We start from the raw sequence: 24890 nt of genomic DNA on the forward strand, positions 1-24890 counted from the left end.
ACGATTTACATTAATAGCAATCTGTTAAGATTTGATTGCTTTCCTTATAATGACTTAATGCTCTATCTTTATGTAATAACGTTATTTCTTCAATAACTTGCTCCACGTCGCGTTGCATACGGAGTGATCCACAAATCATAATAACGCCTCCACTTTCTAAATGTGCTAAGAACAGAAGAACATCCTGCTTAATCAGATCCATGACATACTGTGACTTTTGCTCTCTTGAATAAGCAAAGTGAAATGTATTGAGGTGGTTATTTGCAATTTGCTCTCGAGCGAAATCTTGATAGCGTTGCGTCAGACTGTTATCATATCGAAAGCCAGCATATAAATGAATAGCTGTGTTCTTGTTATTGCGGATCATTCCTAAAAATGGAGCTATACCTGTTCCATTTGCAATCATAATGACTGCTGGTACTTTTGGAAAGTGAAAGTCAGGATTACGCATCACACGAGCACGAATGATATCGTTCTCCGCTAATTGATATAGAAAATTTGATCCCAATCCATTTTCATGCAATTTTACTTCAAGCTGAATCATCCCATTATTTTGTCCAATAGAATAGAACCGTTCTCTATTATCATGGGCGGGGTAAATGGCCAAGAGATCGCCTGATTCAAATTTTAGTTTTGATTGTGGTTTTAGTAAAACTGTAAATGTTGCGTGATCTTCCCCTGTTTTTTTGATCACTTTCAATTTTCTAATCCCGTCAACTTTTGCTTGATATAATGAAGGTGCTGTAGCTAGGGCTATACATGATTTCTCACTCCAATGATGAATCCAGTTTGTGAATTCGGGAATTGATTTATCATTGATCTTATGCAGCGCTAAGAATCGGGTAGTCCAATTCTGTTTTTCTAGAATTTCGTCGATTTGTGCAGCGTACGCACAATAGTCAGGGTAAACTCGCGAGCCGAATCCTACAACGCTATAGTGTACATGTTTATTCTGCGGGAACTTCAGAACCAATTCTTCAAAATTTGAGGCATTGGTTGGTGCTGTCCCGATTCCATAAGTAGAGGTGAATATAATCAGATGCTGAGCATTCGGATATTTACCGTACTGATTCATTGAGGTAAGAAAAGAACGCTTGTCATCTCCTAACAATTGTTTATGTATTTGATTGGCATAGAATAAAGTGGATCCATTTTCCGAACCTACTAAAATAATGATTTCTGCTTGATCAGCTTTATATTTGTTCTTAACCTTAGTCTTTGTTCGCTTGAAAGTAATAACAAATCCTGAATAGATGAAAAAAACGATGTTTAATGAAGCGAGACCTAGGATAATTGCCCAGATAACATTTGTTCTACCCGTATGGATATCAAGACTAAGTTTTTCTAGAGCTGCGGTATATGGATATTTGACTTCGCTGATTATATCGCCATTAAATTGATTGACGGTTACCACGCGGTCTTTAAACTTAAGGGTGTAATACTCTTCTGGATCATCGTCCATAAAAGGAAAGTCTATTTTTTCAAGATCAGCAAACGTGTTCTCTTGAAAAATACGGAATTCTTCTATTTTTTTATTTTCAGTACCACCTATAAGCTTATGCTTGATTTCTTCGTTTGGTCTCTTCATAAGATCCATGCGAGCCATAAATAAGTATGTCCCAGTTAAGGCGATGATGAGTACTGGGATTAAGAATAGTCTACCGCTGACAACGTGGAAATATTGAGCGAAGAAATCGCGATTTATTTTAGCGCAAAAATTCTTGATTCCTTGTTGACGTTTAAGGATGAGCGCAATTCCACTTATGCTAATCAGTAAGAGTAAAAAGGAAACTATGCCGACTATGATACGTCCTGTTTCATGGAGAAATAAGGAGCGATGTAATGCAGTCGTCCATTGTATAAACTGACTTTTGGGTTTAATTTCACCTAATACTGCACCCGTTATCGGATTGATATAGGCTTTTATGGTATTGCCCTCCTCATCCAATGCATCGATACTGACAAATTGATTGTGATCGACTGCTATTTCAATGATTTCAGGATAAACCTTGCGCAATCCTGTTATGGATTGCGCAAGGTTTATGGAACTCGAATTTTCTACTTGGTATGCTTGTGTTTTTTCGTTAACAGCATCTATCGCTAATATAATTCCGGTTAAGGAAAGAATGAGTAAAAATAGGGATGATACTACGGCAAGAGCTAAATGTGCATACCTCCATATGGATAAGGTCATTATTACTTATTGGACTTTACTTAATTTTACAAATCGGATATATCCCTTACCATTGGCGCGTTCAGCAAGCGATTCTACGGTCAATGGTATTTCGACATCTGTAACATGATATTTTTGTTCTTCAACAGCAGATTCAAAACGTAGTTTATATCCTTTGTTTAACTTTGCATCGTCAATTTCAATTGTTCTCATTGCACGATCGCCTCCACCAACTGAGGCACCAGTAATTGCACTCAACTTTCCGTTGGACTTTGTTTGAAACTTGTGCCATTCCTTTAGGGTATTATACCATTGTTTATCTGGCCCCAAAACAGAAAGCGTTTTTTCATAAGCTCCTTTAGGGTTGATTAATGATATGATAACGTAAGCACCTTCGCCTTCGTAGCTATTCATTTGAATCATGCATTTGAATTTGCTAGTTTGCGCAAATGAATTTGCGCTGAAAAGCGTGATAACGGATATAAGTAGGATATATTTTAGTGAAATTTTCATACTGTTATTTTAAGAAATCGATAGATACATTGTTTTTCGTAAGAAATTCATTGTCCTTTGCCAAATCATAAGCGGTTTCATCAAATGATGTCATAAGGTCTTTCTTAGCACCAATCGAAATCAATTCTTGTAGAATAGTATCGTCTTTTGCGATTAATGCCGCTTTATGTAAGGGACTCATGCCATCATTGTCCTGCGCGTTGATATCAGTTCCCATTGAAGCAACCCTTTTGATTAGGTTTAAGTTTTCCTTCGCAACAGCTAAGTGCAATAGCGAGCTTTTATTTTTCTGAAGATCGGTAACTGTTAGTCCATTGTCTTTCAGTAAGGTTAGCTTTTCTTCAAAATTATTCCCCTGTTGATTTCCTCCTTGAGCAGCACGAGATCCTTGAGGAGCCGTTTCTGTGTATGAATTCAGCCAGTAGTAAGCTAGATTATTTCCATCCTTATTTAAGATCTTGATATCCGCTCCATTTTTTAGAAGTAAGGACGCAATTTCAGATGGACCACTTGTAATTGCTCTTGTCAATGCGGATTCGCCTTTATCATTAATGGCGTTTATGTTATTGGTTTTCGATAGTAATAACTCGACCAACTTAGCATCTTTTCCAGCAGAAGCAATCATAAGTACAGTGTTACCCTCTTTGTCAGCCTTGTTAACGTCTACATTTTTATCCAAAAAATAGTTGATGATTTCTATGTTGGGTCTACGAACTAGCGCTTGAAGAATCGTTGCACCATCTTTATTTGTCGCTTTAGGGTCTAAATGAAGGGTTTCTACTAGATATTTATACGTTTCAATACCGTTTGTAATTTGCTTTGATCCCTGCGTAGCGAAGAAAAGCGCTTCATTTGTAGGTTTTACACCCCTTGCTATAAGTTTTTCGATAATACCTATGTTGCCTAATTTTGCAGCATAGTCAGCAGCAGTTCGGTCAAAATTATCGCGTTCTGTTACGGATAATCCTTTTGATATAAAATAATCGGTTACTTTTAAATCATCATCCGATGCTACTGCTAACAATAACAATGTTGCCCCATCCTCATATTTTTGTTTTGGATTGACACCTGCTTCAAATAGAAGATCATAGATTGCTGTATTTTTATTTCCTGTAGAAGCTGCATATGCCGCAATAGGGTAGCCATGGCTATCTTGGTAGTTGACATCAGAACCATGAGCTATTAGATATTTTACAAGTTCGATGTTTCCGGTTGATACTGCCCAGTGTAGATAACTACGGCTATGATGTGTTTTTTTAGTAACGCTGTTACCTTCTTGTTCAATTAAAAATTGAATAACATCATTTGGAGCTTTATTTAGAATAGCCATTGTTACGGGGTCAAATGACGCGGCATTTGGTTTAGAAGGACTATTTCCTTTTGATATTTCAGTTTTGACTGCTGCTAGTGTTGGAGCACCTTTCCAGAAGTCAGCGTTCATTAATGTATTGTTATTTTGGGCTTTCCCATATAGAGCAGAAAAAAGTAAAGCTGCTAAGAATATCTTTTTCATATTTTGAGTTGAATATTTTAAGTGTTGATTTTATTTATACTAAATCTAAATAGTAGGCAAATCTATAAAATATTATATGATTTCAAAAAAAAATAAAATTAAATTTAGAATTAATGGAGAGGATAGGTGCTGAATTTAAATAGCGAGAGATCTCCTTTTAGTTTAGGATAGCTTATTATATAAGGTGGGATCCATTGGTGTCAATCTAAAATCGGGTCCTATATATAAGTTGACTATAATGGGTTGAAGCTGTGCTTAAGATTTGAGAGTTGTTAGATTTCATAGGTTTCTTGTCATTGTTGAGAGATGGATCCAATTCTTATTCCGATTATAAGGAATAGGTTCATCTATCGTATGAACAGGCGAACCGTTAAGGACCCCTTTGTTTTTCTATATGATGTTTTGGGTAACAGTTGGTGTATTTTGGTTTATTGGGAGAGTTTAATGTGTTGTCCATAACGAATGGCAATTGAAATCCTTTAGGTGATTATTAAGGTCCGGAAATCAGCTTATTAATAAGTTGATATCAAATTAGTACCAACTTCATATTTAATAGTGTATTAAGAGTGGTATTATAGGGGGTTAGTAGAGGGTTAATAGGGGTATATCTCTATTAACCCCCTACTAATACTAAGGTATATCTAATCTATACCTATTTTAATACCGAAGTTGGTACCTAGTTCATATTACTCAGGTTATATCCAAGTAGGATCTGCATATTGAATATCTGCTGTTTTACTCAATAATCGGTCTTATTCTTCGCGGGCTATTGATAGTGACCTACACTTATCGATCGAACCCAAAGTATGCTATGATAAAGGGGGGCATCTCGTTCTACTATTGCGTATTCACACTTATTCTAATAAAGAGACAATAATGTACGCACGGTATACTATAGAAAAGGAAGTATTAATCATTTCTGTCTATTATTGTACATTTAGATTTATAGATAATCATCCATACTTATCTATAGTAGAACAATAAGTATCTATACTATATATAAGGAGCGATTGAACATTCTGTTCTATTGATAATCATCCATACTTATCTATAGTGGTACAATATGCGTTTACTATATACTATGTATAAGGAGCAATCTGGTCTTTCCGTCTATTATTGTGTATCCACACTTAATCTATAGCGCTGTAATAAGAAACATGCGATCGGCCATCATAAAGGAGCGATCGACCATAGCACCTGCTTTTTGGGCGATATCCAACCCTCAGTTCGGCTCTTTCAGAAATCAATCGTTCAATGATACAGCAAGTTAACCTCTTCCTCAATAAATAAGCAAGAAAACGTTTGGAAGTGAATATAAAAATGGTCTATCTTTGCACCACTCCGCAAGGGAGGAACGGTCTGTTCGAAAGGACGGACAATGAAAAAAAGAGGGTCTATGTTATTTAGACGCAGAAATCGAAAAGGTCTCCAAAAATAAATTTTCACATTTATTTTGGATATACCAAAAAGATCTCTACCTTTGCAGTCCCAACGGAAACGAAGGGAACCAAAACAAGATCGATAACGGCGCAATGCCGACATCATATAGCCGAAGCGAGATGCGGAAGCGGAAAAAGTTCTTTAAAAATATAATCATGTAACGTAACGAGTAGTGTTGAGAAACGACGAAAGTTAAAAAAAATCAACCTGTTCAATTTTAGAATCAGAAATAAAATACAAGACAATTCTATTTATTATAAATAGTCTTGATCTTACACTTCATTTTACAATGGAGAGTTTGATCCTGGCTCAGGATGAACGCTAGCGGCAGGCCTAATACATGCAAGTCGGACGGGATTCGGGGAGTAGCTTGCTACGAACCGATGAGAGTGGCGCACGGGTGCGTAACGCGTGAGCAACCTACCCATATCTGGGGGATAGCCTCTCGAAAGAGAGATTAACACCGCATAACATCATTGAGTGGCATCACTCGATGATCAAATATTCATAGGATATGGATGGGCTCGCGTGACATTAGCTAGTTGGAGAGGTAACGGCTCACCAAGGCTACGATGTCTAGGGGCTCTGAGAGGAGAATCCCCCACACTGGTACTGAGACACGGACCAGACTCCTACGGGAGGCAGCAGTAAGGAATATTGGTCAATGGAGGCAACTCTGAACCAGCCATGCCGCGTGCAGGATGACTGCCCTATGGGTTGTAAACTGCTTTTGTCAGGGAATAAACCTACTTACGTGTAAGTAGCTGAATGTACCTGAAGAATAAGGATCGGCTAACTCCGTGCCAGCAGCCGCGGTAATACGGAGGATCCAAGCGTTATCCGGATTTATTGGGTTTAAAGGGTGCGTAGGCGGTCCTATAAGTCAGTGGTGAAAGACGGCAGCTTAACTGTCGCAGTGCCTTTGATACTGTAGGACTTGAATCTATTTGAAGTGGGCGGAATAAGACAAGTAGCGGTGAAATGCATAGATATGTCTTAGAACTCCGATTGCGAAGGCAGCTCACTAAGTTAGCATTGACGCTGATGCACGAAAGCGTGGGGATCAAACAGGATTAGATACCCTGGTAGTCCACGCCCTAAACGATGATAACTCGATGTTTGCGATACACAGTAAGCGTCCAAGCGAAAGCGTTAAGTTATCCACCTGGGGAGTACGGTCGCAAGATTGAAACTCAAAGGAATTGACGGGGGCCCGCACAAGCGGAGGAGCATGTGGTTTAATTCGATGATACGCGAGGAACCTTACCCGGGCTTGAAAGTTAGTGAATGATCCAGAGACGGATCAGTCCTTCGGGACACGAAACTAGGTGCTGCATGGCTGTCGTCAGCTCGTGCCGTGAGGTGTTGGGTTAAGTCCCGCAACGAGCGCAACCCCTATGTTTAGTTGCCAGCGAGTTATGTCGGGGACTCTAAACAGACTGCCTGTGCAAACAGTGAGGAAGGTGGGGACGACGTCAAGTCATCATGGCCCTTACGTCCGGGGCTACACACGTGCTACAATGGATGGTACAGCGGGCAGCTACATAGCAATATGATGCTAATCTCTAAAAGCCATTCACAGTTCGGATTGAGGTCTGCAACTCGACCTCATGAAGTTGGATTCGCTAGTAATCGCGTATCAGCAATGACGCGGTGAATACGTTCCCGGGCCTTGTACACACCGCCCGTCAAGCCATGAAAGTTGGGGGTACCTAAAGCATGTAACCGCAAGGAGCGTGTTAGGGTAAAACCGATAATTGGGGCTAAGTCGTAACAAGGTAGCCGTACCGGAAGGTGCGGCTGGAATACCTCCTTTCTAGAGCATTCAAGATTGAAGCTCGTTACGTATACACATGATTTATATTAAGAAACAAAAAGAAACATTTGAAGAAATGTGCCCATCCCTGTAGGATGGTCCAGAGAGAGAATGATAAGCTAGTCCCGTAGCTCAGTTGGTTAGAGCACTACACTGATAATGTAGGGGTCAGCAGTTCAAATCTGCTCGGGACTACCATAAAACGATACGGGGAATTAGCTCAGCTGGCTAGAGCACCTGCCTTGCACGCAGGGGGTCATCGGTTCGACTCCGATATTCTCCACAGGTCTGCCCGAACACCAAGATATTGTGTTCATTATAAGGGCGACAAAGAGTTCTTTGACATATTGAAAGAAAAAAATTACAAGAGAAGACAACAGTAGAGACAATACTGTGATGTGTTCGATGTATTATGAAGACCCTCGGTCAAGGCCGAACGGATTAATGCGTAGCATCATGGTTATATATATCAAAAAGCAACCCATAGTAGCAAAAGGGCTATGAGGTGAAGAAAGTAAATAAGGGCACACGGGGGATGCCTAGGCTCTCAGAGGCGATGAAGGACGTGATAAGCTGCGATAAGCTTCGGGGATTAGCAAATGTGAGTTCGATCCGAAGATTTCCGAATGGGGCAACCTAGCATACTGAAGGTATGTTGTATAATACGCGAACGCGCTGAACTGAAACATCTAAGTAGGCGTAGGAGAAGAAAATAATAATGATTTCCCAAGTAGTGGCGAGCGAACGGGAAAGAGCCCAAACCATTGATGTTACGGCATCAGTGGGGTTGTAGGGCTGCGAAGTGGCATTAGCAAACAGAAGTGGAATGGGATGGGAAGCCCAGCTATAAACGGTGATAGCCCGGTACACGTATAGAATGCTAGCCTAGCAGTACCCTGAGTACCGCGGGGTCGGAGACGCCCTGTGGGAATCTGTCAGCACCATCTGATAAGGCTAAATACTCCTGAGAGACCGATAGTGAACTAGTACCGTGAGGGAAAGGTGAAAAGAACCTCGAACAGAGGAGTGAAAAGAACCTGAAACCGTGTGCTTACAAGCGGTCGGAGCTGCCAGGTGCAGTGACGGCGTGCCTTTTGCATAATGAGCCTACGAGTTACTCTTGTCTGGCAAGGTTAAGTGGTTCAGCCACGCAGCCGAAGCGAAAGCGAGTCTTAATAGGGCGCATAGTCAGATGAGGTAGACGCGAAACCTTGTGATCTACCCTTGGGCAGGTTGAAGTTGCAGTAACATGTAATGGAGGACCGAACCGATAAACGTTGAAAAGTTTTCGGATGACCTGAGGGTAGGGGTGAAAGGCTAATCAAACTGGGAAATAGCTCGTACTCCCCGAAATGTTTTTAGGAACAGCGTCGGCATAGAGTCTTATAGAGGTAGAGCTACCGATTGGGTGCGGGGGAGTCAAATCCTACCAAATCCAGACGAACTCCGAATGCTATAAGATATGGCCGGCAGTGAGGCTTTGGGTGCTAAGGTCCAAGGCCGAGAGGGAAAGAACCCAGACCATCAGCTAAGGTCCCTAAATATACGCTAAGTTGAACTAACGAGGTCCGGTTGCCTAGACAGCTAGGATGTTGGCTTGGAAGCAGCCATTCATTTAAAGAGTGCGTAACAGCTCACTAGTCGAGCGGCCGGGCGTGGATAATAAACGGGCATCAAGTGTATTACCGAAGCTATGGATTTGTATCATTAGATACATCTGGTAGGGGAGCATTCTATTTACGGTGAAGCGATCTGGTAATGGGTCGTGGAGTGCATAGAAAAGCAAATGTAGGCATAAGTAACGATAAGGCGGGTGAGAAACCCGCCCACCGAAAGACTAAGGTTTCCTGATCAACGCTAATCGGATCAGGGTTAGTCGGGGCCTAAGGCGCATCCGAAGGGAGCAAGCCGATGGACAACTGGTCAATATTCCAGTACTTTTTATAACTGCGATGTGGTGACGGAGTAGTGACACTGCCGCGAACTGACGGAATAGTTCGTTGAAAGGCGTAGGTATAGGGACGGTAGGCAAATCCGCCGACCCTGCTGAAACCCAATAGTACAGCAAAGCTTCGGCGGCGTTGATAGAGCAGGTAAACAGACTTCCAAGAAAACCCGCTAAGCTTCAGGTTATAAAAACCCGTACCGTAAACCGACACAGGTAGTCGAGGAGAGAATCCTAAGGTGCTCGAGTGAATCATGGCTAAGGAACTCGGCAAAATGGCCCTGTAACTTCGGGAGAAGGGGCGCTTCCTCCAGCAATGGAGAAGCCGCAGTGAAAAGGCCCAGGCGACTGTTTAACAAAAACATATGGCTTTGCAAAATCGAAAGATGAAGTATAAGGCCTGACACCTGCCCGGTGCTGGAAGGTTAAGAGGGGATGTCATCGTAAGAGAAGCATTGAATCGAAGCCCCAGTAAACGGCGGCCGTAACTATAACGGTCCTAAGGTAGCGAAATTCCTTGTCGGGTAAGTTCCGACCTGCACGAATGGTGTAACGATCTGGGCGCTGTCTCAGCCATGAGCTCGGTGAAATTGTGGTATCGGTGAAGACGCCGATTACCCGCAACGGGACGGAAAGACCCCATGCACCTTCACTATAGCTTAACATTGGAATTGGGTACAGGATGTGTAGGATAGGCGGGAGATGTTGAAGTGGCTTCGCTAGGAGTCATGGAATCAACCTTGAAATACCGCCCTTTCTGTATCCGGTTTCTAACTCGGTTATATCGAGGACATTGTTTGGTGGGTAGTTTGACTGGGGTGGTCGCCTCCAAAAAGGTAACGGAGGCTTTCAAAGGTAAGCTCAGTACGCTTGGTAACCGTACGAGGAGTGCAATGGCATAAGCTTGCTTGACTGTGAGACCAACAAGTCGAACAGGGTCGAAAGACGGACATAGTGATCCGGTGGTTCTGTATGGAAGGGCCATCGCTCAAAGGATAAAAGGTACGCTGGGGATAACAGGCTGATCTCCCCCAAGAGCTCATATCGACGGGGAGGTTTGGCACCTCGATGTCGGCTCGTCACATCCTGGGGCTGGAGAAGGTCCCAAGGGTTGGGCTGTTCGCCCATTAAAGTGGCACGCGAGCTGGGTTCAGAACGTCGCGAGACAGTTCGGTCCCTATCTGTTGTGGGCGTTGGAAGTTTGAGTGGATCTGTCCTTAGTACGAGAGGACCGGGATGGACTGACCGCTGGTAAACCAGTTATGCCGCCAGGTGTACGGCTGGGTAGCTACGTCGGGAATAGATAAGCGCTGAAAGCATCTAAGTGCGAAACTAGCCACGAGATGAGACTTCCTTATAGGGCCGTAGAAGACTACTACGTCGATAGGTTGCAGGTGTAAAGGTAGAGATACCATAGCTGAGCAATACTAATCACCCGAAGCTTTCTCAAGCAACGCAGACACTGTTGTCTTCCTCTTTTAGTTTTTCTTTCAATTGTCTATAGATCAGATGGTGACTTTTATCCATAATGGATAGTGTTGCTATATTCTGATAACCTTATTTTAGGTGCCTATATCGGCGGTGTCTACCTCTTCCCATTCCGAACAGAGAAGTCAAGCCCGCCAGAGCCGATGGTATTGCCGTAACAGGTGGGAGAGTAGGTCGGTGCCTTTTTTTATACGGAAGCCCTTGCATGACAGCAAGGGTTTTTTTGTGTTCCGGATTTTCTGGGGGACAGCACCGCCGGAGCGGAAATATCGCTAGAGCTGTTACCTGTTGAGAGCTAAGTTATTTTTATTTCTCCCTTTGTAACTTGTTTCCTTTATTCCGCTATCAACGGAAAATTAATGTCATATACATGAGATTCATCGTGTTTTTATTATTCTTTTTACGTCGAATTGAAGCTTCTGGTAACTGCTATAGCGATATTGAATCCTCAATATCATCTTTATAATTACTATATATTTCCTAAATAGAACCTTTGTTTTCAAATTTATATCCAATTTGAGCGTTTATTTTGCTCATATGTTACCATTTTCATATAAATATGTGACGAATGTTATTTTTTTTGGTCATCGTTATCATTTTAATGTCATAAAACTAGCTCTACTTTTGATTAAGAAATCAATATTATAAGTAATGCAGTTAGAGCAGTTTAATTATGACAATAAGATTGTCAGAAATTTCGGAATCGCTACCATAATTTGGGGGATAGTTGGTATGTCCATTGGACTACTTATAGCTACCCAATTGGTATGGCCGGCGATGAATTTTGGAATTCAATTTTCCACCTTTGGCCGTATTAGGCCTGTTCATACAAATGCAATAATCTTTGCATTTGTAGGTAATGCAATTTTCATGGGCGTATACTATTCTTTGCAACGGGTTCTTAGGGCACGGATGTTCAGTGATTTACTTGGTAAAATCCATTTTTGGGGTTGGCAATTAGTCATTGTAGCATCGGCAATTACCTTGCCTCTTGGATTGACGACTAGTCATGAATATGCAGAAATGGAATGGCCGATTGACTTGGGTATCACCTTAATCTGGGTGGTGTTTGGAGTCAATATGTTCGGTACAATTATCAAGCGTAGGGAGCGACATATGTATGTAGCGGTTTGGTTTTACATTGCTACTTTCGTTACTGTTGCTGTTTTACATATTGTCAATTCTATTCAGCTGCCGGTATCGGGCTGGAAAAGTTACTATGTATATTCTGGAGTACAGGATGCTTTAGTGCAATGGTGGTATGGTCATAATGCTGTAGCATTTTTCTTGACGACTCCTTTCTTAGGTATGATGTATTATTTTTTACCTAAAATGGCTAATCGTCCTGTGTATTCTTATAAGTTGAGTATTCTTCATTTCTGGTCTTTAATCTTCATTTACATTTGGGCAGGTCCTCATCACCTGCTATATACGGCACTACCTGGATGGGTTCAATCGTTAGGGGTTGCATTTTCCATTATGTTGATTGCTCCAAGTTGGGGAGGTATGATCAATGGTTTATTGACGCTCCGTGGTGCATGGGATAAAGTTAGAACTGAACCTGTTCTGAAATTTATGGTGGTTGCCTTGACATGTTATGGTATGGCAACGTTTGAAGGTCCTATGTTGTCTTTGAAACAGGTGAATGCAATTGCACACTTTACAGATTGGATAGTTGCACACGTACACGTTGGCGCTTTGGGCTGGAATGGTTTTATGACTTTTGCAATTTTATACTGGTTGATTCCTCGTATTTATAGAACGGAATTATATTCTAAAAAATTGGCATCTGCGCATTTTTGGATCGGTACATTGGGGATTTTATTTTATGCAATTCCCATGTATTGGGCAGCGGTTGTACAGGGCTTAATGTGGAAGGAATTTACACCTGAAGGTGTTTTGAAATATCCCAATTTTTTAGCGACAACATTGGAAATTATTCCGATGCATATGATGCGTGCTTTTGGTGGAGCTTTATATTTAGGTGGAGCTATATTGATGACCTACAACTTGGTAAAAACCATGCGACAAGGTAAATTGTTAGCTGATGAACCTGCTCAAGCGCCTGCTCTATTGCCCCTAACAACGAACGAAAAATCGACTCACCGTCGTCTGGAGCGTAAGCCTGTTATGTTTATGGTACTCGCATTGATCGCTATTCTAATAGGAGGTGTGGTAGAGATGATTCCCACTTTTACAATTTCATCTAATATACCAACGATAGCAAGTGTGAAACCATACACGGCTTTAGAAATCCAAGGACGCGACCTTTACATCCGGGAGGGTTGTGTGAATTGTCATACACAATCGATTCGTCCTTTTAGATCGGAGACCGCGCGTTATGGTGAATACAGTAAAGCAGGGGAATATGTGTACGATCATCCGTTCTTATGGGGGTCAAAACGGACTGGTCCTGATTTGCATCGTATCGGTGGTAAATATCCGAATAAATGGCACTTTGACCATCTGTTAGATCCTACTATTACTTCTCCAGGTAGTATCATGCCTGTGTATCCTTGGTTGATCGATCAAGAATTAGACAACTCGTTACTGACGGCTAAATTGAAAGCCATGCGTACTTTGGGTGTGCCTTATAGTGATCAAGAGATTGCTCATGCTCAAGCGGATTTGGATAAGCAAGCACAGGCTATTGTTGATGACTTGAAGAAAAATCAGGTTAATGTATTGGCTAATAGAGAGATCATTGCCATGATTGCCTACTTACAACGATTGGGAACAGATATTAAAGCTGAGCCGAAACAGGACGAAATCGTAGATGAACAAAATTAAAAAATAGCGGCATTATGTTCAAACAAATCACAAATTTAAATGGTAGCGAACTGTATCTGATCGCTTCATTATGGATATTTCTAGTATTCTTCATTATTGTCGGTATTATGTTGTTTAGAATGAATAAAGAGCATATTTCTTATATGAAGGATATTCCATTCCAAGAGGATGATAATAACAATAGTCAATCATCAGATAGTTTATAAATATGGGTTTATTTTTAAATACAACAATTTCTAATGTAGAAACCTGGACGTTGGGCTCAGGTAGTGTCTATCAGGATATTTTAATCATTGTGTTTGTTGTTACAATGATTGTTTTGCTGATATCAGCACTGACAGTTAATAAGGCAATGCGTTCGATCCTACGAATGACAATGCCACATATACTTGAAGAGGAGAAATCAGTGAAAATTAGAAGAAAGGAATCTCGAAAATCCTTTTGGAATAATTTATTGGGCTTACGTCCGATTTCTGAAGAAAAAGACCTGATGATCGATCATGAATATGATGGCATTACGGAACTGGATAATCCAATTCCAATATGGTTTAATGCTTTATTTTATTCGTCAATGGCTTTTGCGGTTGTTTATCTATTGATTTATCATGTGTTCAGTTGGGGAATGAATCAAGATCAAGAATATGTACAAGAGATGGGTAAAGCCGAAATTGCACGTCAGGAATATCTTGCTCAAGCAGCTAATTTGGTCGATGAATCCAATGTTATATATGATGCGTCTCAAGTAGCAGCTGGTAGTGCAATCTTTCAAGCCAATTGTGTCGCCTGTCATGGAGGAGCTGGTGAAGGAAGTATAGGACCCAATTTAGTGGATAGATATTGGCTACATGGAGGTGAAGTTAAAGATATTTTTAAAACGGTTAAGTATGGTATCCCAGATAAGGGTATGGTGCCTTGGGAGCAAACATTAACGCCAGCACAAATTGCCGAGGTGAGCAGCTATATCATTTCTATTCGAGATACTAAGCCTGCAAATCCAAAAGAACCGCAGGGTATTGAGGTGACCTATGTATCAGCAGATGAAAGTCCTGCAGGAGTTGATTCAACGATAGTTCGGTAAAAAGTAATATTATGAAAACAGGAGTAGCAAATTCACCCAGTAATCCAGCAATGAGCACAAAACGCAAGTGGGTATATGCGAAGAAACCTGCGGGAGACCTGTATAAATTGCGGCAATGGGTGGGGTATGGTTTGCTCTTGTTTTTATTTACTGCTCCTTTCATTAAGATTGGAGGAGCACCCATGCTGATGTTTAATATCATTGAACGTAAGTTCAGTATTATGGGTAGTATCTTTTACCCTCAGGATTTATACATTTTTGTATTCGGAATGTTGATCGTGATGGTTTGTGTAGTGCTTTTTACTGTTGTTTTTGGACGTATTTGGTGTGGTTGGGCTTGTCCTCAAACAATTTTTATGGAATTGATCTTTCGAAAAATTGAATATTGGATTGAAGGAGACTGGCAACAACAGAAAAAGTTGAATGCTGGTCCTGATACACATCAGAAAATCTTTAAAAAAGTATTAAAACATAGCCTGTTTTTATTGATTTCATTTTTTATCGCGAATATCTTTCTTTCCTATATAGTTGGTGTCGACGCTCTTTACAAGATAATAACAGATCCTATTGAACTGCATTTCGGAGGATTGTTTGCTATCTTCATTTTTACCTTGGTTTTTTATGGAGTTTTTGCCCACGTTAGAGAGATTGTTTGTACCACCATTTGTCCGTATGGCCGGTTGCAGGGGGTGCTGTTGGATGATCAAAGTATAACGGTTGCTTACGATCATCGTCGTGGCGAACCAAGAGGTAAGCATAAAGTCGCCTTAACGCAAACAAAGGGAGATTGTATTGACTGTCAATTGTGTGTACATGTTTGTCCCACTGGTATTGATATTCGAAATGGTCTGCAAATGGAATGCGTGAGCTGTACAGCTTGTATAGATGCTTGCGATGCTGTGATGGATAAAATCGGTAAGCCTAAAAAGCTAATTGGTTTTTATGCGATGGGAGAAATAGAAGGAACGATAGAAAAGCGTAATCATACAAGAGCTATCGCCTATTCGATTGTGTTAATAGCATTAATTTCTGTATTTGTACTTTTAATTAGTACCCGATCTGATGTAGGGGCTACGCTGCTCAGAGCAAAAGGTAGTTCGTATCAATTGCGTGATGATGGTATGATCAGTAATCTTTATGCTATTGAACTCACCAATAAAAGTGGAGATGAGATGCCTTTTACTTTGATTCCCGCGGATAAGAAATTACACATTCAAGTCGTCAACCCCATGCAAAGCTTAGCTAAAGATGGTCATGCCTCTTTAAGTTTCTTTCTTCTGATCAATAAAGATGAGGTCAAAAAATATAAAGAAGATGTAAAGGTTGAGATTTATTCAGGAGATAGAAAAGTGAAAACGTTAAACACAACTTTTATTGCTCCACCAGGGATGTAAGGGAGAATGGAAAGTTTAAAAACAATAGAAAATGAATTGGGGTAATAAAATATTTATTAGTTTAGGTGTATTCATGCTTGGGATCATATTGACAGGAATCTATATGGTCAGTCGTGATAGTGATAGTTTAGAGGATATGGATTATTACGAACAGGGTCTAAATTATAATCAGATTTATGATAAAAAGATAAATGCAATCGATCAACATGCAAAACCTAGCCTGAAAGTTGATCGTGATACTTTGTATATTAAATTTGTTAAGCCTGAAAATAAAGGAAAATTGTTATTTAAGAGGCCTTCTGATAGAAGTAAAGATCTAGAATTACCCTTTGAGACAAGGGCTAATGTATACCAGTTACCGCTTTCAAGTTTCAAAAAGGGGGCATGGAAATTAGAAATTATTTGGAGTAATGGTGGAATGGAATTCTTAACTGATCACCAAGTGCATTTATAATATGAGTTATCAATATTTTGCTTTCTTTATGGGGTTATTTGGCAGCATACACTGTGCAGTTATGTGTGGACCATTACTTCTTGCAATACAAGGAAGTCAAAAAATCAGCTGGCATATGGCCATCAATAAGCTTTTATATCAATTGGGACGATTGCTGACTTATGGTTTATATGGTATTGTTCTAGGGGCGATTGGTGCAATCGCAACGATACAGGGCTGGCAACAGGGGGCAAGTATTTTGACAGGTGTTTTGCTATTTACTATAGGTGCTTTTCAGATTTTCCAAATCAGATACAAACTTTTTATAAAATTACAGGGACGTCTTGTACAGCCTATTGCTAAACTTATGAGCTGTTGGTTGAATCGACCAGGGGGTAGTTTTGTCGCTGGTGTATTGAATGGAATTTTGCCTTGTGGAATGCTGTACATGGCAGCAGCGGCGGCTATGAATACCGAATCAAGTTTATCCAGTTTCTTCTTTATGATTATGTTTGGATTGGGGACTTTGCCCTTATTATTGGTTTTTTCTTTTTTTGGAAATGTTGTCCGAACTTATTTTCGAGTAAATTTTTCGAGATGGCTTCCCTTTCTTTATCTTTTAATGGGAATTTGGTTTTTGCTGCGTGGCGCAAATTTGGATATTCCCTATTTAAGTCCATTGCTCCATGTTGATGGAGCAATGGACTGTAATTTTACTTAGTGGCTGACCATCCACCACCCAGAGACTTATAAAGCTCCACGAATGAATCGAGCTGGGATTGTTTTATTGAAACTAAATTCAGTTCCGATGTCAAGGCATTGGATTGAGCAGTAATAACCTCCAGGTAGGTTGCGTATCCAGATTTAAATAGCAGACTGGCGTTCTTAACAGCTAAATGTGAATTGTCTACACGTGCTTCCGCCAATACCAATTGCTCCTTTAGCTTGGAAAGGGAAGTAAAGCTATTCGAAACTTCATTTACGGATCGTAGCACTGTTTTTTGTAATGCAATTTCTGCTTTTTCACTTTCCAATTTTGCGACTTCGTAATCTGTTTTTAATTTCTTATTCTTAAAAATAGGCATAGTCAAATTGCCTAATGCCGATCCGAGTAAGGAACCTGGTATGTTGAACCAATTTTCAGGTAACATCGAGTTGACACCTAAAGTTCCTCCCAAAGTCAATGAAGGATATCGCAATGACTGTTTGATGTTAATTTGAGCATTTGCAGCGATAAGGTCAAACTCCGCTTCTCGAATATCAGGTCGGTTGCGTATTAAATTCAATGGAGATCCCAGTGAAATCTTAGATTCATCAATAAGATATTTTAAACTTTTACCACGTTCGATTTTATCAGGCATACTTCCGGTTAATTCCAAAAGTGCATTTTCCTGAATTTGTATCTCTTGTTCTAATTGGGGTACTAATGAAGCCGCAAGGAGTCGTTGAGATTGCGTTTGTTGGATCGCTAATGAAGTAATTTCTCCGGCATCAAACTGTAATTGGATCATGCGGAGTGTACTATCATTCAACTGGACGTTTCGAAGGGCTACTTCTATTTGTGCATCGAGTTTCAACAAGTTAAAATAGCCAGTTGCGATGTTTGCAATCAAACTTGTCTGTATGGCATTTTTTGCTTCGGCTGTGCCCAAGTAGTTGGCCAATGCTTCCTCTTTTTGGGAGGATATTTTTCCCCAAATATCAATCTCCCAACTGAGGTTTAATTCGGACATGTATTGCGATTGATAACGGAAAAGATTATTGTTTGCTTCCTTTCCATCGTATATCTTGGAAGAGGGGCTTGAATAGAAATTATTGGAGCGCCATTGTTGATTGACACCAGCAATCTTTGCATCCAATTCCGGTAAGTAACCGGCCTTTGCTTGATTTAGCTGACGGTTTGCAATCTGAATATTCAGGATAGCAGTGCGCATATCGTAATTATTTGATAAGCCAGCATCTATTAATTTGACCAAACTTGAATCTGTAAAGAATTCACGCCAATTTACATACGCTAGATTTTCTAGGGTATCCGTACCGTTGGAATCTAAACGATAATTGTCGGGTAGGTTGTAGTTTGGTGCTTGATAGCGTTGACCGACTTTACATGCGGAAAATAAGAGCAAGATAGCCGCTAATAAGCAGATATGACGATTTATATTTTTCATATGTGACGACTAATTTGTTTTAAATTTATTTTTTAGACGTTCATCTAAAGTTTTGAATATAACATAGAGTACAGGGATAATAAAGATACCCAATATGACCCCAAATAGCATTCCTCCTGCAGCACCGAAACTTATGGAATGATTACCCTGAGCTGAAGGACCTGAAGACCACATAAGCGGTATTAGTCCAGCAACGAATGCGAAGGAAGTCATTAAGATCGGTCGTAATCGTAATTTTGCTCCTGCAATAGCCGAATCGTATATACTCAGTCCTTTATTACGTTCTTGTACGGCAAATTCAATAATCAGTATGGCATTTTTTGCGAGCAGTCCTATCAACATGATGACACCAACCTGTACATAGATATTGTTTTCTAAACCTACCATCAATATTGTTGCATATACGCCAACTAGTCCTACGGGGATAGATAGTAAAACTGCCCAAGGTAAGATGTAGCTTTCATACTGTGCTGATAATAGGAAGTATACAAAGACGATACTCATGATAAATATCAGTACGGTTTGCGAACCTGATTCTGCTTCTTCTAAACTCATCCCTGTCCACTCGTAGTCATAGTTTCCAGGTAATTTTTCAATCGCTAGTTTCTCGATCGCATTCATTGCATCACCCGTACTGTACCCTTCATTGGGGTTGGCATTAATGGTGATGGCATTGTACAGATTATAACGTGTTATGGTTTCTGGACCTACCACTTTTTTTAGGGTCAATAACGTACTGATAGGAACCATTTCGTTATTCTTGTTACGTACAAAAATTGATTTGAAAGACTCTGGGTCTGTTCGATAATCGTAATCTGCCTGAATATATACCCGATATTGTCGTCCGAAACGACTAAAATCACCTGCTTGTACGCGTCCATAATATGCGCGTATGGTTGACATTAATGATTTAATATCCACACCTAATGATTTTGCCTTAACAGCATCAATGTCCACTTCATATTGCGGGAAATTGGCTTTAAAGGAAGTATAGGCACTCTTAACTTCTGGTAATTGATTGATTTCATTGATGAAGTTGTCGGCAATCGTACTGAAATCCAAGATTTCTCCGCCTAACTTATCTTCCAACACCAATTGAATTCCGGCGAAATCTCCAAAACCTTGAACTGTAGGTCTCGGAAACACATTGAATGTCGCTTCATTGATGACCGAAAGATCTTGACGGATAGTATCCATGAAATGTTCAATGTTCTTTATTTTCTCTCTCTTGTCATAACTTTTTAGGTTAATGTAACCTACTGCATAAGCAGGGCTTGTACTGCCATCCAATGCATTGTAACCGGAGATTGTCGTCATTCCCGAAATGTCAGGATTACGTTTTTGAAGGATATTATCGGCACGTCTTAACACTTCAGTGGTTCTTGCCAACGAAGCTCCTGGTTGCATGGCTAAAGAATAAGTAACAAAACTATCATCTTCAGTAGGTATAAAACTTTTAGGTGCCAAGAGTAATAATGCGAATCCTAGACCTGAAATAACAACCAATCCTGTAATGGCAATTTTTTTGTTCCGGATTAAATACTTTACGCCTAAGATATAACGTGATGTTAAGCTATCAAACGAAGTATTGAACGCGGTAAAAAAACGTTTTTTATATGCCGTAAATTTATTTTTCTCTGGTTGAGTTGACTCTTCTCCATGTTCAGGAGCTTTTAAAATCAAGGCACATAGGGCCGGACTTAAAGTCAAAGCGGTAACTGCAGAAATTAAAATAGCGGTTGCTAATGTATATGCAAACTGCCTATAGAAAATACCAGCAGGACCTTCCATAAAGCCTACAGGAATGAATACGGCAGCCATAACTAGGGTAATCGATAGGATAGCTCCAGAAATTTCAGACATTGTGGAGAGTGTGGCTTCCCTGGCTTTCATGCCGGTCTCATGCATTTTTAAGTGAATGGCCTCTACCACGACAATGGCATCATCGACCACAATACCGATGGAAAGGACCAATGCAAACATGGTCAAGACATTGAGGGAGAAACCAAATAAATTCAGGAAGAAAAATGTACCTATTAAGGATACGGGTATGGCAATGGCTGGAATGAGCGTGGATCTAAAATCTTGTAAAAAGATAAAGACAATAATGAATACCAAGATAAAGGCTTCAAATAGGGTATGCTTCACTTGCGATATGGAAGAGTCAATTTGATCCCTTACCGAATAGGAAACTTCGTATTTGATTCCTTCTGGAAATGTCTTGGATAGCTCTTCTAATACTTTTCGTACTTCGATATCGATGTCATGGGCATTGGATCCTGAGGTCTGGGTAATATTCAGAGTTAAACCGGGATTACCATTTACCTTATTATCTGAGCCTAAATTTGATGAACCAAATTCTATTCGAGCTAAGTCCCGTAGGTATAATATGGAACCATCCTTATTTGTTTTGACGACGATATTCTCAAATTCTTCGGGTTGACTAAAACGGCCCTTATGCTTAATCACTGTTTCAAAAACCTCATCGGAAGTCTCTCCAAATTTTCCCGGAGCAATCTCAAAATTCTGATCTTTGATTGCGGCAATAACATCATCAGGGATGAGGTTGAACACCGCAAGTTTCTCTGGATTCAACCACATACGCATGGAGTAATCGCGAGCACCAACACGCGATACTTGGGCGATTCCATCTACGCGGAGTAGGGGACGGATGATGTTGATTTGCGAATATGCTTGTAAGAAAGTTTCATCAAACATACTCTCTTTGGTATCAGAAAATAAATTGATGGTCATAATCACACCGGATTGTCGGGGCATGACGGTGATACCTGCCTCATTAACTTCCGAGGGAATAGAGCCTATCGCTTTTGATATTCTCGTTTGAACATTTACAGAAGCAATGTCTGGGTTGATTCCCGTTTTAAAAAATACCTGTACCGAACCAGAACCAGAGTTGCTGGCGGTGGAACGGATATAGGTCATATCTTCGACGCCATTAATGGCTTCTTCTATAGGTAAAAGAACTGATTTCGCTACCGTTTCAGCGTTAGCACCAGGGTAGCTTAAAGAAACGACTACAGATGGGGGTGCTATTTCTGGAAATCGTGAAACGGGTAACATTTTTAACCCCACTGCTCCTAATACTACTAATAGCATGGAAACAACGGTAGCCAATACGGGTTTGTTAACAAATGTTTTTAGCATTTATATGGGTTTTTGTTGAAAATTATAAAAAAGATTATTGGGTTTTGTCAATCGGAATGATAGTTGCACCTTCCGATATTTTGTCGAAACCAGATAGTAAGATTCTTTCTCCAACGGCTAAGCCTTCAGAGATGATATAGTTTGAATTGGATTTACCCTCAATCTTGATGGCTCTGCGGTGAACCGTATTGTTCTTATCGACAACGTATACAAAAGTTTTATCTTGTAATTCTGAAGTAGATACTTGTGGTATTTGAATGACTCCTTTTTGTGTTTCTACAAATTTTAAAGTTCCTGTACTTCCTGTACGCAATATGTTTTGCATATTCGGGAATGTAGCACGCAAAGAGATTGCGCCAGTAGTCCTATTTACTTGTCCATTGACAGCATCTACTTTACCTTTTTGGCTATAAGCTTCGCCATCTGCCAATACTAAAGAGACTTCTGGAAAGGCAAGTTTTCGAATCTTTCCGCTGGGTGTATGAATGGAATCTTGTAAGTCTTGCTTTGCTTGTTTCTTAGTGAAATATAAGAAGTCGGATTCACTCATAGAGAAGTATACATATACTTCTTGGACATCGGATAGTACGGTTAGCGATTGCGCATCATTTTTTGTAGCCAAATTTCCTACCCGCTTAGGAATACGACCGATATAACCAGAAACAGGGGCTTTAATTGTTGTAAACTGTTTATTTATATCTGCAGAACGTACCGCTGCTGATGCTTGCTGTAGCGATGCTTTTGCAACGTCGAATTCCGATTGAGCAGATTTTAAACGTACTTCTGAAATGACTTCATTCTCCACAAGGGGACGTAATCTTTCAATCTCTAAACGGGCATTTTGTAGTTTTGCCTTGGCTACATTTTCCGTGGCAACCATATTATTAAAGATTTCATCGTATGCAGAGGCATTAATTTTAAATAATTTTTGACCTGCTTCGACAAAGTCACCTTCATCGACATAGATCTCTTCTAAAACTCCCTCCACTTGTGGACGGATTTCAACATTTACTTTACCCTCAATAGTTCCAATATAATCTTTGATGGTATTCGCAGAACTTGTATCAATTGAGTATATTGGTAGAGCGATAGCATTGTTTTTTTTGTCTAATTCTTTAGTTTTACCAGAATTGCAGCTGAAAAATAATATTCCGGAAGAGCAAAGTGCTAAGGTAAAGAGGCTGATTTTATTCATAAATATAAAATAGTTGTTAATTGATAATTAACATTTGATTTTTAAACTTTTGTGTAATGTAACATAAATGTTGCCAATTAAAACGTTATTGTTTAATTTAACGTTTGTTAACAACCTTCATTTATTCAAATGTATCAAACTTTTGAGGGTTATGCAATCCTATTGCGTGTATCTAATATGTTACAAATGTAAACGTTTGATCTGGACATTTGTTACTTATAAGGTTAAATTTAGTGGATTATTATATGGAAAACTTGATGAGTCAGATTGATATTGATTGGAATCAGTTATGGCAATGGCTATTAAATTGGTATTGGCTTCCGTTATTTATCCTTTATTTTGGGGTTATAAGTACCATTCTTATTGAGAATAGAAACCCAACGAAAACAATATCATGGGTAATGGTTATTGTTTTTTTACCTTTTATAGGTCTGATTCTTTATTATTTATTTGGTCAAAAGTTTAGGAAAGTAAGGAGATTGCAGCATATCAATCGAGAACAACATCCAAAATTAATGGCGGCATGGGAGGAAAGTCTCATTCGAATGGATGAACAATTGGAAACCATTTACAAAAGAATTGGAACTTTATCTCGTGTTTTTGATTACTTGAAGAATCAGAAATTAGCTTTTTTTTCCTTGAATAATCGGGTTGAACTGTTTATTAATGGGGAGGAAAAATTTCCTGTTCTACTCAGAAGACTGCGAGAGGCCAAGCATTCCATTCATATGGAATATTACATATTTGAATTGGACAATATTGGTACACAAGTGCTCGATATTTTAGAAGAAAAAGCTAAATCTGGTGTTCAGGTACGTTTGATATTGGACAGCTTTGGTTCTCCTGATGTCATCAAACATTTAAGTAAACATCCACCGAGTTACCAATTTGTAGCCTTTCTACCTGTTAACTTTACTTCTTTAGCAAATGGTAATTACCGTAACCATCGAAAAATAGTAGTCATAGATTGCCAATATGGTTTTGTTGGTGGCATTAATATCTCGGATCGGTATATCAATCATCCTCATCAAAGGGATTACTGGCGGGATACATCAATGTCAGTGGAAGGAATAGCGGTCAATAATTTGCAGATCCAATTTTGGAATAGTTGGAACCAAACTGAAGCAGAGCCATTTTTATTGAGTGAGGAATATCTGAATTTCAATATAGAGCATATGCCTGAGAAAGCTGCTGTTTCATTTTCGTCCAGTGATCCGGGTTCTTTGGGGCCTTTCAATATGGAAGCTATTATATTGGCCATCAATGAGGCTAAGGAAAGTATACAATTGTGTACGCCCTATTTTATACCAAGTGAGCAGCTGTCAACAGCTTTGGAGATCGCTGTTTCATCGGGAGTAAAGGTAGCGCTGATGTTGCCCGAGAAATCGGATTCTTATATTGTGCAACATGCCTCTTTTTCGTTTTTGAAACCCCTTTTACAACGCGGGGTTCAAGTCTACTTGTATAATAAAGGCTTTATCCATGCCAAGACCATCTGTATTGATGGGCAATTGGCGTTTGTAGGCACAGTAAATCTGGATATGCGCAGCTTCTACATCAATTATGAAATTGCGAGTGTGGTGTCGGACGAGTCTTATTGTAAACGTCTTGAGCATCAATTTGAAATCGATAAGGAAACGTCTGATTTAATAACGTTGTATACTTGGGCGCACCGTAAAAAATGGAAGCGTGGAATCGATTCTTTGTGTCGACTTTTGGCGCCATTGCTATAGCCTAAAAAATGTTAAAAATAGGGGATGTTTCCGATATGTAATTAAA

Annotated in this window: 13 protein-coding genes, 2 tRNA genes and 3 rRNA genes; 12 read left to right on the forward strand and 6 right to left on the reverse strand. The window is 39.8% G+C overall.

Annotated features, from left to right (window positions below):
- Positions 1-10: 10 nt before the first annotated feature.
- Genes KO02_RS05225 through KO02_RS05235 form a run of 3 tightly spaced genes read right to left on the reverse strand, consistent with a single transcriptional unit; the run spans position 11 to position 4199 of the window.
- Positions 11-2194, reverse strand: coding sequence for a PepSY domain-containing protein (locus KO02_RS05225; protein ID WP_038696445.1), 2184 nt, complete (start codon positions 2192-2194; stop codon positions 11-13).
- 6 nt (positions 2195-2200) lie between these two features.
- The gene (locus KO02_RS05230) at positions 2201-2686 is read right to left on the reverse strand and encodes a DUF2271 domain-containing protein (RefSeq protein ID WP_038696447.1); all 486 of its coding nucleotides are present in this window, start codon (positions 2684-2686) and stop codon (positions 2201-2203) included.
- Between the two features lie 4 nt (positions 2687-2690).
- Positions 2691-4199, reverse strand: coding sequence for an ankyrin repeat domain-containing protein (locus tag KO02_RS05235; protein WP_038696449.1), 1509 nt, complete (start codon positions 4197-4199; stop codon positions 2691-2693).
- 1726 nt (positions 4200-5925) lie between these two features.
- Here KO02_RS05235 and KO02_RS05240 point away from each other — a divergent pair.
- The 11 genes from KO02_RS05240 (at position 5926) to KO02_RS05290 (ending at position 17304) form a co-directional block, all read left to right on the forward strand.
- A 16S ribosomal RNA gene (locus KO02_RS05240) occupies positions 5926-7455 on the forward strand.
- A gap of 121 nt (positions 7456-7576) precedes the next feature.
- Positions 7577-7653, forward strand: a tRNA-Ile gene (locus tag KO02_RS05245).
- A gap of 11 nt (positions 7654-7664) precedes the next feature.
- Positions 7665-7738: transfer RNA gene (locus KO02_RS05250), tRNA-Ala, on the forward strand.
- Positions 7739-7963: 225 nt separating this feature from the next.
- Positions 7964-10850, forward strand: a 23S ribosomal RNA gene (locus KO02_RS05255).
- Positions 10851-10962: 112 nt separating this feature from the next.
- Positions 10963-11074, forward strand: a 5S ribosomal RNA gene (gene rrf, locus KO02_RS05260).
- The 16S, 23S and 5S rRNA genes sit together here with 2 tRNA genes alongside, the layout of an rRNA operon.
- A gap of 465 nt (positions 11075-11539) precedes the next feature.
- Positions 11540-13678, forward strand: a complete 2139-nt coding sequence (ccoN, locus tag KO02_RS05265) for a cytochrome-c oxidase, cbb3-type subunit I (RefSeq protein WP_038696451.1) — start codon at positions 11540-11542, stop codon at positions 13676-13678.
- 14 nt (positions 13679-13692) lie between these two features.
- Positions 13693-13884, forward strand: coding sequence for a hypothetical protein (locus tag KO02_RS05270; protein WP_038696453.1), 192 nt, complete (start codon positions 13693-13695; stop codon positions 13882-13884).
- A 2-nt stretch (positions 13885-13886) separates the two neighbouring features.
- On the forward strand, positions 13887-14756 hold the full coding sequence (locus KO02_RS05275; protein WP_038696455.1) for a cbb3-type cytochrome c oxidase N-terminal domain-containing protein: 870 nt from the start codon (positions 13887-13889) through the stop codon (positions 14754-14756).
- Between the two features lie 11 nt (positions 14757-14767).
- A complete protein-coding gene (gene ccoG, locus KO02_RS05280) occupies positions 14768-16150 on the forward strand; it encodes a cytochrome c oxidase accessory protein CcoG (RefSeq protein WP_038696457.1) in 1383 nt (460 codons plus the stop codon).
- A 31-nt stretch (positions 16151-16181) separates the two neighbouring features.
- A complete protein-coding gene (locus KO02_RS05285; protein WP_038696459.1) occupies positions 16182-16604 on the forward strand; it encodes a FixH family protein in 423 nt (140 codons plus the stop codon).
- Between the two features lies 1 nt (position 16605).
- Positions 16606-17304 (forward strand): sulfite exporter TauE/SafE family protein, encoded by a 699-nt coding sequence (locus tag KO02_RS05290; protein WP_038696461.1) that lies wholly within the window; start codon positions 16606-16608, stop codon positions 17302-17304.
- Here the strand turns inward: KO02_RS05290 and KO02_RS05295 are convergent.
- Genes KO02_RS05295 through KO02_RS05305 form a run of 3 tightly spaced genes read right to left on the reverse strand, consistent with a single transcriptional unit; the run spans position 17297 to position 23111 of the window.
- Positions 17297-18751 (reverse strand): efflux transporter outer membrane subunit, encoded by a 1455-nt coding sequence (locus tag KO02_RS05295; RefSeq protein ID WP_038696463.1) that lies wholly within the window; start codon positions 18749-18751, stop codon positions 17297-17299. The genes KO02_RS05290 and KO02_RS05295 overlap by 8 nt on opposite strands.
- 9 nt (positions 18752-18760) lie before the next feature.
- On the reverse strand, positions 18761-21916 hold the full coding sequence (locus tag KO02_RS05300) for an efflux RND transporter permease subunit (protein WP_038696465.1): 3156 nt from the start codon (positions 21914-21916) through the stop codon (positions 18761-18763).
- 34 nt (positions 21917-21950) lie between these two features.
- The gene (locus tag KO02_RS05305) at positions 21951-23111 is read right to left on the reverse strand and encodes an efflux RND transporter periplasmic adaptor subunit (RefSeq protein ID WP_038696467.1); all 1161 of its coding nucleotides are present in this window, start codon (positions 23109-23111) and stop codon (positions 21951-21953) included.
- Between the two features lie 245 nt (positions 23112-23356).
- Between KO02_RS05305 and cls the strand changes: the two genes are divergently transcribed.
- Entirely contained in the window at positions 23357-24844 is a 1488-nt protein-coding gene (gene cls / locus KO02_RS05310) for a cardiolipin synthase (protein ID WP_235212353.1), read from the forward strand.
- Positions 24845-24890: the final 46 nt, after the last annotated feature.

The organism is Sphingobacterium sp. ML3W (assembly GCF_000747525.1).
GTDB lineage: Bacteria > Bacteroidota > Bacteroidia > Sphingobacteriales > Sphingobacteriaceae > Sphingobacterium.